This is a genomic window from Candidatus Polarisedimenticolaceae bacterium (assembly GCA_036275915.1).
Taxonomy (GTDB): Bacteria; Acidobacteriota; Polarisedimenticolia; order Polarisedimenticolales; family DASRJG01; genus DASRJG01.
Map to the genome: position 1 here is coordinate 302,883 of DASUCV010000018.1, position 13,287 is coordinate 316,169.

At 70.7% G+C, this 13,287-nt stretch carries 11 protein-coding genes; 10 read left to right on the plus strand and 1 reads right to left on the minus strand.

The window, feature by feature from the left end; translation table 11 throughout:
- Positions 1–15 precede the first annotated feature (15 nt).
- The 8 genes from VFV19_14960 (at position 16) to VFV19_14995 (ending at position 10,636) form a co-directional block, all read left to right on the plus strand.
- A complete protein-coding gene (locus VFV19_14960) occupies positions 16–2,646 on the plus strand; it encodes a valine--tRNA ligase (GenBank protein HEX4825599.1) in 2,631 nt (876 codons plus the stop codon).
- Positions 2,643–3,500, plus strand: coding sequence for a carboxylating nicotinate-nucleotide diphosphorylase (nadC, locus tag VFV19_14965; GenBank protein ID HEX4825600.1), 858 nt, complete (start codon positions 2,643–2,645; stop codon positions 3,498–3,500). The genes VFV19_14960 and nadC overlap by 4 nt, the downstream gene beginning before the upstream one ends.
- A 68-nt stretch (positions 3,501–3,568) precedes the next feature.
- Entirely contained in the window at positions 3,569–4,288 is a 720-nt protein-coding gene (locus VFV19_14970) for a biotin--[acetyl-CoA-carboxylase] ligase (GenBank protein ID HEX4825601.1), read from the plus strand.
- 2 nt (positions 4,289–4,290) lie between these two features.
- The gene (locus VFV19_14975) at positions 4,291–5,058 is read left to right on the plus strand and encodes a type III pantothenate kinase (protein ID HEX4825602.1); all 768 of its coding nucleotides are present in this window, start codon (positions 4,291–4,293) and stop codon (positions 5,056–5,058) included.
- The gene (locus tag VFV19_14980) at positions 5,055–5,525 is read left to right on the plus strand and encodes a hypothetical protein (GenBank protein ID HEX4825603.1); all 471 of its coding nucleotides are present in this window, start codon (positions 5,055–5,057) and stop codon (positions 5,523–5,525) included. The genes VFV19_14975 and VFV19_14980 overlap by 4 nt, the downstream gene beginning before the upstream one ends.
- Entirely contained in the window at positions 5,522–6,109 is a 588-nt protein-coding gene (locus VFV19_14985; protein HEX4825604.1) for a hypothetical protein, read from the plus strand. The genes VFV19_14980 and VFV19_14985 overlap by 4 nt, the downstream gene beginning before the upstream one ends.
- Before the next feature lie 33 nt (positions 6,110–6,142).
- Positions 6,143–8,791 carry a ComEC/Rec2 family competence protein gene (locus tag VFV19_14990; GenBank protein ID HEX4825605.1) on the plus strand — a complete coding sequence of 883 codons (2,649 nt, stop codon included), beginning with the start codon at positions 6,143–6,145 and terminating at the stop codon, positions 8,789–8,791.
- Positions 8,792–9,535: 744 nt separating this feature from the next.
- Complete coding sequence (locus tag VFV19_14995) at positions 9,536–10,636, plus strand: PEGA domain-containing protein (protein ID HEX4825606.1); 1,101 nt, start codon at positions 9,536–9,538, stop codon at positions 10,634–10,636.
- A gap of 6 nt (positions 10,637–10,642) precedes the next feature.
- Here the strand turns inward: VFV19_14995 and VFV19_15000 are convergent, their stop codons facing one another.
- Positions 10,643–10,912, minus strand: a complete 270-nt coding sequence (locus VFV19_15000; GenBank protein HEX4825607.1) for an HU family DNA-binding protein — start codon at positions 10,910–10,912, stop codon at positions 10,643–10,645.
- Between the two features lie 167 nt (positions 10,913–11,079).
- On the opposite strand from VFV19_15000, the gene der reads away from it, so the two are divergent.
- Together der and VFV19_15010 are read left to right on the plus strand one after the other, a co-directional pair.
- Complete coding sequence (der, locus tag VFV19_15005) at positions 11,080–12,417, plus strand: ribosome biogenesis GTPase Der (protein HEX4825608.1); 1,338 nt, start codon at positions 11,080–11,082, stop codon at positions 12,415–12,417.
- Entirely contained in the window at positions 12,414–13,271 is an 858-nt protein-coding gene (locus tag VFV19_15010) for a YihY/virulence factor BrkB family protein (protein HEX4825609.1), read from the plus strand. Before der ends, VFV19_15010 begins: the two co-directional genes overlap by 4 nt.
- Positions 13,272–13,287 lie beyond the last annotated feature (16 nt).

Genomic DNA, 13,287 nt, shown 5'->3' on the forward strand with positions numbered 1-13,287 from the left:
CCCTCCGAGGAATCGATGTCCATAGAGAAGGAATACCGTCCCGACGCGATCGAGGAGCATTGGGCGAAGGCCTGGATCGAGCGCGACGTGTTCCGCGCCGGCCGCGACCAGGGCGCGCGCCCGTTCTGCATGGTCATCCCGCCGCCGAACGTGACCGGCAACCTCCACATGGGGCACGTCCTCGTCTACACGCTCCACGACGTGATCGCGCGCTGGCGGCGGATGCAGGGCTGGGACGTGCTGTGGCTCCCGGGCACCGATCACGCGGGGATCGCGACGCAGACGGTCGTCGAGAAGCAGCTCCAGAAGGAGGGGATCGACCGCCGCACGATGGGACGCGAAGCGTTCGTCGCGCGCGTCTGGGAATGGAAGTCGCTCTACGGCTCGCGGATCACCGGCCAGCTCAAGCGCCTCGGCGCGTCGTGCGACTGGTCGCGCGAGCGCTTCACCCTCGACCCGGGGCTCAGCAAGGCCGTGCGGACGGTCTTCGTCCGCCTCCATCGCGAAGGGCTCATCTACCGCGATCGCGCGATGGTGAACTGGTGCCCGCGGTGCCGGACGGCGCTCTCCGACCTCGAGACGATCCACGAGACCGAGCGCGGCAAGCTCTGGACGATCCGCTACCCGTTCGCCGACGGCAGGGGCGGGGGCATCGAGGTCGCGACGACGCGGCCCGAGACGATGCTCGGCGACAGCGGCGTCGCCGTCCATCCCGACGACGAGCGCTATCGCGCGGCGGTCGGGCGAACGCTCACGCTGCCGCTCGCCGGACGCACGATCCCCGTCGTCGCCGACACCTTCGTCGACCCCGCGTTCGGAACCGGTGCCGTGAAGGTCACCCCCGCGCACGACCCGAACGATTTCGCCGCCGGCCGCAGGCTCGGCCTCCCGGAGATCGTCGTCATCGACCTCGACGGGAAGATGACGAAGGAAGCCGGCGAGTTCGCGGGGCTCGACCGCTACCAGGCGAGGAAACGCGTCGTGTCCCGGCTCGAGGAGGCGGGGCTCCTCGTGGGCGTGCGCGAGCACGAGCACGCCGTGGGGCACTGCCAGCGCTGCGGAACGGTCGTCGAGCCGCTCGCCTCGCCGCAGTGGTTCGTGAAGGTCGGTCCGCTCGCCGAGACCGCGGTCGCCGCGGTGGAGCAGGGCCGCACCGTCATCGTGCCCCCCTCGTGGGAGAAGGTCTACTTCGAATGGATGCGGAACATCCACGACTGGTGCATCTCGCGCCAGCTTTGGTGGGGTCACCGGATTCCCGCGTGGTACTGCGATGCCTGCGGGACGGTCGAGGTCCACGAGGACGATCCGAAGGCCTGCGCGAAGTGCCGCGGCCCCCTCCGTCAGGACGACGACGTGCTCGACACCTGGTTCTCGTCCGGGCTCTGGCCGTTCTCGACGCTCGGCTGGCCGGAGTCGACGGCCGACCTCGCCCGTTACTACCCGACGAATCTCCTCATCACCGGGTTCGACATCATCTTCTTCTGGGTCGCGCGCATGATGATGCTCGGCCTCAAGTTCATGGGCGACGTGCCGTTCCGCGAGGTCTACATCCACGGCCTCGTCCGCGACGAGCAGGGCCAGAAGATGTCGAAGTCGAAGGGGAACACGATCGACCCCGACGACGTGCAGAAGCGCTACGGCACCGACGCCGTGCGCCTCACGATGGCGATGCTCGCCGCGCCGGGCAACGACATCCCCTTGGCCGAGGGACGGATGGAAGGGTACCGGGCGTTCGCCAACAAGCTCTGGAACGCCTGCCGCTTCGTCCTGCTCCGGCTCGAAGGCGCCGAGGTCAAGCGCGATTACACCGAGGACGAGCTGACGCTCGTCGACCGCTGGATCCTCGCGCGCACCCACGCCGTCATCGGCGAGGTCGACCGCGCGCTCGAGCAGTACCGCTTCGACCGCGCGGCCGACACCCTTTATCACTTCGTCTGGCACGCGTTCTGCGATTGGTACATCGAGCTCGTGAAGCCGGACCTCCTGGCCGAGGGACGGCGCGCGGAGGTCGCCCGCGCCGTGCTGCTCGAGGTCCTCGACACGCTGCTCCGTCTCCTCCACCCGGTCATGCCGTTCGTCACCGAGGAGCTCTGGCAGAAGATTCCGCACGACGGCGAGCTCCTGGCGACCGCCGCGTGGCCCAGGGTCCGTGAGGACCGATTGGACGCCCGCGCCGAGCGCGACATGGAGCTCCTCCAAGAGCTGATCGTGAAGGCTCGGAACGTTCGTGCGGAGGCGGGGATCGATCCGTCGCGCCGTATCGACCTCATGGTGCATGCAGAGAACGCCCGCAACCGCAAGCTCGTGTCGGATCAGGCCGCGCTCGTCGCGACGCTCGTCCGCGCCGATCGTGTCGAGGTCGTCGAGGCGTTCCCCGAGGGTCTCGTCGCGGCGAGGGGCGTCGTGCGGAGCCTCGAGGTGGCGATCCCGCTCGAGGGGCTCCTCGACTTCGACGCGGAGCGCACGCGCTTGACGCGTGACCTCGCCAAGATCGTCGCGGAGCTCGACGCGCGGAACCGCAAGCTCGCGAACGAGTCGTTCCTCGAGCGCGCGCCCGCCGAGGTCGTCGAGAAGGAGCGGGCGATCCAGAAGGAGTTCCTCGAGAAGAAGCGCCGCATCGAGGCGACGCTCGCGACCCTGGGATGACCCCGCCGGCGCTCGACGCTCAGGCTGTGGCCCGGTCGATCGAGGCGGCGCTCGCGGAAGATCTCGGAGCGCGTGGGGACATCACCTCGCTGGCGGTGGTGTCTTCGGAGCTTCGGGCGCGCGCGCACGTCGTCGCGCGCGAGCCTCTCGTGGTCGCCGGCATTCCGATCGCCCGAGGGGTCTTCCTCCGCCTCGACGCCGGAGCGCGTTTCCCCTACGCCGCCGAGGACGGGCGGAGAACGACGGCCGGCGAGCGGGTCCTCACCGTGGAGGGGCGCGCGATCGCGCTCCTCGAGGGGGAGCGGACCGCGCTCAACTTCCTTCAGCGTCTCTCGGGGATCGCGACCGCGACCGCCGCCGCCGTGCAGGAGATCGCCGGCACCGGCGCCCGGATCCTCGACACGCGCAAGACGGCGCCGGGCTTGCGGCTCCTCGACAAGTACGCGGTCGCCGTCGGCGGCGGGACGAACAATCGCATCGGGCTCTACGATCAGGCGATGATCAAGGACACGCATCTCGGCGCGGCGGCGTCGCTCGGAGACGCGGTACGCGCTTGCTTGTCGTCCGGCGTGCCTGCCGACGCGATCACCGCCGAGGTGCGCAACCGTCGGGAGCTCGAGGAGGCGATCGCCGCGGGCGCCGGCCGCGCCATCCTCGACAACATGAGCCTCGACGATCTCGCGGCCTGCGTCGCCCTCGGGAAGGGGAAGATCGTGCTCGAGGCGTCGGGCGGCCTCCGGCCCGGGAGGCTGAAGGCGGTCGCGGCGACCGGCGTCGATGCGCTCAGCCTCGGCTACCTCACGCACTCGGTCGCGGCCGCCGATCTCGCCATGGACCTCGAGAGCCTCCCCTGAGCGCACACCTCGACGCCGCGCGGCTCGAAGCCGAGCTCGGCGCCCGCGCCTGGATCCGCCGCGTCGTCGTGCACGACGCGACCGGCTCGACCAACGACGACGCGAAGGCGCTCGCCCGCGAAGGCGCACCCGCGGCAACGGTCGTGATCGCCGGCAGCCAATCGGCGGGGCGCGGCCGTCTCGGGCGCGCGTGGCATTCCGCGCAGGGTCTCGGTCTCTACCTCTCCGTCCTGGTGCGCCCCGAGGAGCCGGCCGACCGGCTGGGCCGTTTCGCGCTCGCCGCGGCGGTGGCCACGTGCCGCGCGTGCCGGACGCTCGGAGCGTCGCGTGCCTCCATCAAGTGGCCGAACGACGTCCTCGTCGGCCACCGCAAGCTCGCGGGGATCCTCGCCGAGATGAAGGCGGGGGAGAGCGGCCGCGAGCTCGTCCTCGGCATCGGCGTCAACGTGGGACACGGGGCGGAGGACTTTCCGGCGGACCTTCGCGACGCCGCGACCTCGTTGGCCCTCGCGGCCGGCGCACCCGCGCCGGAACGGGAGACGGTCGCTGTGGAGCTCCTCGACGCACTGGGAGACGCGTTGAATCGGCTGGAGAGCGGCGCCTGGGATCAGGTCGAAGAGACGTTCCTCGCGATGGCTCCGGCGGCCTCGGGCTCGCGGGTGCGCCTCGCCACCGGCGAGGCCGGGGTCACGGACGGGCTCGATGCCACGGGCGCGCTCCGCGTGAAGACCGGCCGTGGCATCGTGACGGTGCACGCGGGAGAATCGGTGGCGCCGGCGGAGGATTGACGATGCTGCTCGCGGTCGACACGGGGAATACGCACACGGTGCTCGGGCTCTTCGACGGCAAGCGCCTCGTCGCGAGCTGGCGCATCGCGACTCGCAAGGAAAACACCGCCGACGAGCTCGGAGCGCTCCTCCGCTCGCTCTTCGCGGCGAAGGGGCTCGACCCCGCCGGCGTCGACGGCGTCATCGTCTCCTCGGTCGTCCCCGACTGGAACGGCGTCCTCGCGGCGACCTCGGAGGGGACGTTCGAGCGGACCGCCGTCTTCGTGGCGCCGGGAGTCAAGACGGGAATCCCCATCCTCTACGAGAACCCCCACGAGGTCGGCGCGGATCGCATCGTCAACGCCGTGGCGGCGGTCCAGCGCTACGGCGCGCCGGTGATCGTCCTCGACTTCGGCACCGCGACGACGTTCGACGTCGTGAGCGCCAAGGGGGAATACCTCGGCGGCGTGATCGCCCCGGGCCTCGGCATCTCGGCCGAGGCGCTGTTCTCGCGCGCCGCGCGCCTCTCGCGCGTCGACGTGCGCAAGCCGGCGCGCGTCATCGGAAGAACGACCGAGGAGAGCGTGCAAGCGGGGCTCTTCCTCGGCTACGTCGCGCTCATCGAAGGGATCGTGAAGCGCCTCCATGCGGAGCTCGGGGTCGAGGCACCCGTGATCGCGACCGGCGGCCTCGCACCCGCGTTCGAGGGCGAGCTCGCTTTCCTCGCCGGGGTCGAGCCGGACCTCACCCTCGAAGGGCTGCGCCTCATCTGGGAGAAGAACCGCCGGTGAGGGTGCTCTTCGTCTGCGACGGCAACATCTGCCGGAGCCCGCTCGCTGCGGCGTACCTCCGGCACCGGGCCGCAGAGCGAGGCCTCGGCCACGTCGTGGTCGATTCGGCCGGCCTCCTCGGGATCAAGGGCGCGCCGGCGGCGCCGTTCTCGATCGAGGTCGGGCGCGAGGAGGGGATCGATCTCACCGGCCACCGCTCGCGCGGCGTGTCGACGGCCGACCTGAAAACCGCTGACTTCGTCGTCGCGATGACGCTCCGTCAGCTCGACACGCTCCACGAGCGCTTCCCGCAGGGACCGGGGCGCCGCCTCCTGATCCGGGCCTTCGAAAACGGTCCGGAGCCCACCGGGGGCGCTCCCGAGCTCGACGATCCGGTCGCCGGCCCGATCGAGGACTACCGGGACGCCTTCGCGATCATCCGGAGCGCCGTCGACCACATGATCCTGCACCTCAAGCACCGCGCATGACGGCGGACGATCCCAAGCGTTACCACAGGACGATCGAGGAGGCGTGGGCCCGTCTGAAGTCCCGGCCGGGGCTTCTGTCCCCGCGCGAGTTCGCGGTCATCGAGGAGTGGCGGCGGCGCGGAATCCCCGCGGCGCTCGTCGTCGACGTCTTCGACGCGCGACGGCGCTCCGGGGCGTCGCTCCGGTCGCTCTCGTACCTCGCTGCGGCGGTCGACGAGGCGTGGAGGACCGTGGCCGCTGGACGCGCCGCGGCGCCGGCTTCCCAGGAGCCGGCGAAAGCGTCCTCAGAAACGTGGGATGCCGCGCTCGCGCGCTCCGATCTGTCGCCGGCGCTCCGCGCGCTCCTCACGCGGCTCCTGGCTTCGTTCCGCAAAGACGACGACCCTCGCGCCCTCGATGCCGAGCTCGACGAGGCGCTTCCGCGGCTCGCGCCCGCCGATCTCATCGCCGCGGCCGAGCGCGAGACCTCCGAGGCGCTGGCTCCCTTTCGCGGGCGCATGCCCGCGGCCGAGCTCGCCAAAACTTACCTTCGCGGCCGTGCGGATCGGTTGCGCGCGGCCCTCGGCCTCCATCGAATGCGGTAGAGTGCTCGTGTCCCGCCTCCCGGTGCGTCGCCGTTGCACCCGGATCTGCCCGCTCCGATCGTCGTTCTCGCCGCCGCGCTGATCGCAGGCGCCGCGATGGGCGGCCCGCGCCCGCATCTCGGCGCGGCGCTCGTCTTGGCCGGCGTGTGCTCGGTCATGACTTGGCTCGTGCGACGGCATCGCCGCGCGGCGCTCCTCCTCTTCATCGTGGCCACGTGGGGGGCGGGCGCCGCGGTGCAACGGCTCTCCTGGATCCGCCACGCCGCGGCTGAGCGACGCCTCTTCGACGGACGGGATCGCGTCGAGATCGAGCTGACCGGACGGGTCGTCTCCGCGCCCGAAAGACAGACGAACGGCGAGCGGGCCTTTCGCATCGACGTCGAAGGACGCGATGCCCGCATCGCGCTCGACGTCGCGGCACCTCAGGACGCCGATCGCGAGCGCCTGGACGGCCTCAGGCGCGGCGATCTCATCCTCGTCTGGTGCACGCTCCGCGCGCCGCGCGGGGGGCCGCTCGGCTCGGCCGACGACGCGCGCCGGCGACTCCTCGGCGACCGGCTCGATGCCGAAGGGCGGGTGAAGAGTTCCCGTCTCGTGAGACGCCTCGAGAGCGGTGGGGCGTCGATCGGTCGCATCCTCGATCGCTTGCACGCGGCGGCGATCGCGCGGCTCGACGGTGCCGTCGACCCGGCCGGGCGCACGCGCGCGATCCTAGGCGCCATGGTGCTGGGCGACCGCGGCCTCCTCGATCCCGAGGACGTGGCGTGCCTGCGCGACGCCGGCCTCGTCCATCTCATCTCGATCAGCGGACTCCACACGGCGATGACCGTGCTCGTGCTCCTGGCGCTCGCACGGCGCGCGGGTGCGGGGGCGAAGGCGTGTGCTCTCGCCAGCGTCGTCCTCCTTCCCGCGCTCGCCGCCCTGGTCGGCGACGGCGCCGCGGTGTGGCGCGCCTGCGGCCTCCTCGCGGTGACGCTCGTGGCGCGCGCGACGGGACGCGACGCCCTGCCGCTCGCGGCGCTGGCGCTCTCCTCCGCGGGGCTCGTCATCGCCTCACCGGGGCTCGCGTGGAACATCGGGTTCGTTCTGAGCGTCGCGGCCACAGCGGGTCTCGTCGTCGGCTTGAGCGACCGCGCCGCGAAGCGTGGACCGGTGGCACGCTCGCTCGGCGCGACGACCGGCGCCTACGCAGCGACGTTGCCGTTCGTCGCTCACGCCTTCGGGCGCACGGCACCCGCCGCTCTCGTCGCCAACCTCGTCGCAGCGCCGCTCTGCGCCGCGTGCATGGCGGGCGGCGTGCTCGTCCTGGTCGTGGGACGGGCGGGCGCCTCTGCCGCCGATCACTCGGTCGATGCGCTCCTCGCCGTCTCGAGAATCGCGGCGAATCTCCCGTGCGGTCATCTCCGCGTCGCGTCGCCGCCTCCTCTCCTCGACGCGCTCTACGTCGTCGTGCTTCTCCTCTACGCATTCGCCGGCCGCCGCCGCGCGGCGGGGCTCGCGGTGTTCTTCCTGGCCCTCGCGATCCACCTCGGGCCGCTCCCCATGGCACCGGGGCGGGCGACGGTGACCGTGCTCGACGTCGGCCAGGGGCTCTCGGTTCTCCTCCAGGGCGGGGAAGGGGACGTTTCGCTCTACGACGCCGGTCCCGCTGGCGAGGGACGGCTCGACGCGGGCGACCGCATCGTCGTTCCCGCCCTCGCCGCGATCGGCTGCCGGCGGCTCGACGTCCTCGCCCTCTCGCACGACCACGACGACCACGCTGGAGGCGCCTTTGCCGTGCTCCGGGACCGCGAGGTCGGCGAGCTGTGGCTCGCCCAAGGGAGCGAGCGCGATCCGCTCACCCAGGCGCTCGCCGCCGAGGCGGTCGCGCGCGGCGTCGCCGTGCGGCGGCTGATGCGCGGCGCGCACCTCGGCGCGGGGAGCTTCGCCGTCGACGTCCTCCATCCGGGACAGGACGACCGCACCCGGCCGGTCAACGACCGATGCCTGGCGCTCCGTGCGCGCGCGCCGGAGGGACCGGCGATCCTGCTCCCCGGCGATCTCGAATCGGCGGGCGAGCGCTCGCTGCTCGCGGCCGCGAGCCCGGCGGCCGAGGCGCTCGTGGCGCCGCACCACGGCTCCGACGGCAGCAGCACGATCCCGTTCGTTCGCGCTGTCGCACCTCGCGTCGTCGTCGTTTCGGTCGGCGCGGGGAACCGGTTCGGCCATCCGGGAGCGTCGGCGCTCGCGCGGCTCGGATCTGGCGGCGCTGCGATCTACCGCACGGACCGCTGCGGTGCCGTCTCTCTCGAAGCGGAAGCGCGCCGGTGGATCGTTTCAGTTGATGCCCATGGGCGCGCCCATGAACGTGAGCACGAGGATGGCGAGCAGGAATGCGGCGACGGCGCGGCGACCCCAGCCGAGAGGCTCACCCTCGTCGAGCAACCTGGGGTGGCGTCCACGAAGAATGAGGAGGATACCGAGCCAGAGCGAATAGGGAGAGGGCATCCCGGTCCACACGCTTTGTCCGATCACCCAGACGGCGAAGCCGGCGATCGTCGCCCACGAGATGACCGCGTGCGCCCGCGGCGAGATCGCGAACACGGCGTGACCGCCGTCGAGCTGCCCCACGGGGAAGAGATTCATCGACGTCACGAGCATACCGACCCACGCCGCGCCGTAGATCGAATTCAGCTGGAGTGAGGCGTCGCTGCCGTGGAAGAAACGGATCGCAGCGATCGAGACGAGAGGATCGCCGATGAACATTCCGTGAAGATCGGGGGTGGGAGGGACTTCGACGAGTCGTGCCGCCCCCACGATGAGGACAGGCAGCGCGACGATGAACCCCGCGATCGGCCCGGCGGCGGCGATATCGAAGAGCGCGCGCCGCGAGGGAATGGGACCGCGAATCCTGATGACCGCACCGAACGTCCCGATCAGGAGCGGCGGTCCGGGGATGAAGAACGGCAGAGTCGCCGGAACCCGGTAGTAACGGCAGGCGAGGTAGTGACCCATCTCGTGGGCGCCGAGGATGAGGATGAGGAGGAGCGCGTACGGGATACCGTGCGCGAGTCTCGACGGCGACAAGAGCTCCGCCCAGGTTCCGGTGACGTTGCTCGTGTCCTCCCACCACCAGCTTCCGGACATGCAGGCGGTGACGAATGTCGCGAGAAGGAGCACGCCATGAAGCCAGGCACGCCGGCGGGGCTGCGTCGCTACCGGGAAGTGGGGGATGAACTCGGGCGCCGCGAATCCGGCGATCTCGTCGCTCAACGGGCGCCTCTAGGGAAAATCAACGGAACGACGGCCAGTATAACAACCGCACGGTGTCCGCGGGAAAGGACGGACTGGCCTCCTTGGGGGACGTGAGTTCTCGAGAACTCCCGGTGAATTCGAGGCCCGATCGCGGTATGAATGTTGCTGTGGTATGAGACCGGAGGTTCTCCCATGAGCGCCTCGTTCCGTCACATCGCTCCGATCGCCCTCTCCGCCGCCCTCGCGATGTCTTCGGCCCTCGCGGGGCCTCGCATCGCCGTGCCGCATGGCGGGGGCGGAGCTCCGCGCAGCTTCGGCCACACGGTCCCGCACGCGGGAGGCGGAGTCCCGCGCGGCGGTCACGCGGTTCCCCACAGCGGCGGTGGAACTGGGATGGGTCATGCGTCGGCGCAGCGCGGCATGCCTCCGCCTCACGGCCAGGTGCCGGGTCACGGGACTGCGAACGGGATCGCGCGTTACGGCTATTACCACGGCGGCTACTACCCGTATTACGGCTACGGATACCCGTACTACGGTTACCCGTACTACGGATACTGGGGCTGGCCTTATTGGGGCTTCGGCTTCTACGGCAGCTGGGGCTACCCGTACTACGGCTACGGTTACTACCCGCCCAGCGACGCGGGCTACGGGATGGGGGACGCCCATCCGCAAACGCCCGCGGTCATCGAGACGAAAGTCAGTCCCGGCAGCGCCGAAGTCCTCCTGGACGGCGAGTCGGTCGGTTTTGCGAAGGACTACAACGGTCACTGGGACGAGCTTCGGGTCTCACCCGGCAAGCACACGGTGAGCTTCCAGAACGGCGGCTACAAAACTCTGACCTTCGACATCGACGTCATGCCCGGCGGTCACTATGTGCTCGACAACGACATGAGCGAAGGCTCGGGCGAGGAGCGCCGGACGATCGCCGCACCTCAGGCGCCTCAACGGCAGGCGGAAGGACCGGATCCCGGGTACGCCCCCAACGGCCAGCCGGGTGGTTACGCCGCCCCGAACGGGCCACCCTCGAGCGCGCCGCCGACGTTCCAGGAGAGCATGACGGTCGCCGGCGGGCGGATGACGATTCACGCGAAGCCCGACGATGCCGCGGTCTACCTCGACGGCGAGTATCTCGGGACGGCGGGAGAGCTCGCGCGCCTGCATGGGGCGATTCCCGTCGCGACGGGGCCGCACCAGCTCCAGATCGTGCGTCCGGGTTTCTCGAGCGACGCGAGGACGGTGGAAGTCGGCGGCCCCGACGTCACGCGGGTCGACGTCACGCTCGCGAAGCAGTGACCGCGCTCAGCTGAGGTTGCGAAGGTTCTTTCCGGGCTTGAAGCGGATCGTCTTTCCCGGCGGGATCTTGACCTCGCGCCCGGTGCGCGGGTTGCGGCCGATTCCCTTCTTGCGCGGTTTCACTTGGAACACCCCGAAGCCGCGGAGCTCGATGCGCTCGCCGCGCTGCATCGCCGTCTTCATCGCCTCGAACACGGCCTCGACCGCTTCGACTGCCTTGACCTTCGTGATCGAAGCGTCCTCCGAGACCCTGTTGATGATGTCGGCCTTGATCATCCGCGAACCCCCGGGGCGGGAAAGGCCTCGGAGTCTACGGAGCGGGACGGGGCGTGTCAAGGCGACAGCCGTTCTAACCCCTTGCCGATCAATAGTTAACTCGCGGGCTCCTCGAACTCGTGCTACGGTTCGCGCGCCGTTTTGAACCCCGCCGCGAGGTCGATGCCGTGAGCCGTCTTCCCGTCGTCGCGATCGTCGGCGCACCGAACGTCGGTAAGAGCACGATCTTCAACCGGCTGACCGGCCGGCGCGACGCCCTCGTCACCGATGAGCCCGGCGTGACCCGCGACCGGATCTACGGCACGGCGAAGGGCGGCGGTGTCCCGTTCCGGGTCGTCGACACCGGCGGCCTTCGCTGGGACGACGTCCCGTTCGGCGCCGAGATCCTCTTGCAGGCCGACGCTGCGCTCGCGGAGGCGGGTCTCGTCCTCTTCGTCGTGGACGCACGTGCGGGAGCGACGGCGCTCGACCTCGAGGTCGCGGGCTTCTTGAGACGGAAGGGAGCCAAGACGCTCCTCGTCGCCAATAAGATCGATGGGCCCGCCCAGGACGCCGCCTTCCACGATCTCCACGCGCTCGGCCTCGGCGAGCCGGTACCGGTCTCCGCGGAGCACGGGCGCGGGTTCGACGAGCTGTGGGACGCGATCGAAGCCCGGCTGCCCGAGCTCCCCGCGGGTGAGGTGGCCGGCGAGGAAGAGGCGCCGATCAAGATCGCCCTCGTCGGCCGGCCGAACGTCGGGAAATCCTCGCTCTTGAACCGGCTCGTCGGCGAGGAGCGGATGCTCGTGAGCGACATCCCGGGAACGACGCGCGACGCCGTCGACACGGCGATCCGTCTCGGCGAGCGGCGCTACGTGCTCGTCGATACGGCCGGCCTCAGACGTAAGGGGCGGGTGCACCAGGTCGCCGAATCGCTGTCGGTCATGCGCGCGCGCCAGGCGATCGAGCGCGCGGACGTGGTCGTCCTCGTCCTCGACGGGAGCGAGCCGATCGCGGCGCAGGACACGCACATCGCGGGCTACGCGGCGGAAGAGTCGAAGCCCGTCGTCGTGGCGGTCAACAAGTGGGACCTGGTCGAGGGACGAGAGGCGAAAGCGAAGGACTGGGAGCGCGAGGTGCGCTCGCGCCTTCGTTTCGTCAAGGAGGTTCCGATCGTCCTGGTGAGCGCGAAGAGCGGCCAGCGCGTGACGAAGATCCTCGATCGCGTCGACGATGTCTTCGCCTCGGCCAGCAAGCGCGTGCCGACGCCCGAGCTCAACCGCTGGCTGCAAGACGAGGCCGCCCGGGAGCGGCGCGCGCCCGCGAAGGGCGGCTCCGTGCGGCTCTTCTACGCGGCGCAGACCGGGATCCGTCCGCCCCGCTTCGTCCTCTTCTGCAACGAGGCGCGCCGGCTCCACTTCTCCTTGAGACGCCACCTCGAGAACAGTCTGCGGGAGCGCTTCGCCTTCGGCGCGTCGCCGCTCCGCCTCACGTTCCGCAGCCGGCGCGAGCGCGAGGCCCGATGAAGGACCCGCTCTCGCGGTTCCTCCGCCTCCTGTGGCGCGCGCTGCGGCAGTTCAACGCCGATCACGGGCCGAACCACGCCGCGGCGGTCGCCTACTTCTCGCTCCTGTCGCTTCCGCCGTTCCTGCTCCTCGCCGGCCGCCTCATCGGCCACCTGCTGCCGGGCACCGCGGGCACCGATGCGGCGCTCGCCGCCGTCGCGTCGTTCCTGCCCACGGAGATCGTGCCGTCGCTCTCGACCGTCGGGCAGAGCCTGAGCCACGGGCGCACGCTCCTCGCCATCGCCGTTCCCGTCCTCCTGTGGGTCGCGAGCCATGCGTTCTCGTCGCTCGAGGTCGCGGTGAACGTCGCGTTCGGGACGACGCCGCTGCGGCGGTTCTGGCTCTCGCGCCTCAAGGCGTTCGCCGGCCTCTCGGGCTGCGTCATCGTGCTCGGAGGAACGGTCGTCGGCGGCCATCTCGCGACCTGGCTCGACATCTACTACACCCGCACCGGCGCGCCGCGGTTTCTCTCTCCGACCGCGCGGATCTTCTCGATCGTCGGGCTCCTCTTCGTCACGTTCGGAGTCTTCGCGCTCTTCTACAAGACGCTGCCGCGCGGGAAGGTGCATTGGAGAGCGGCCGCGAAGGCCGCGCTGATCGCGGTCGTCCTCTGGGAGGGCGCGCGCCAGGTCTTCGGCGGGCTCCTCGCGAAATCGCCGACGTTCGGCCTCCTGAGCGGCGCGCTCGCCGGAGTGGTCGCGTTCCTGGCCTGGATCTACGTCGCCGTCGTCGTCATCATCTACGGTGCGGAGGTCGCCTCGCTCCTGAACGGCAATCGCGGGCCTCTTCCGAGCCGCGCTGGGAGCGGACTCTGAGCTTTTCTTGACCGTG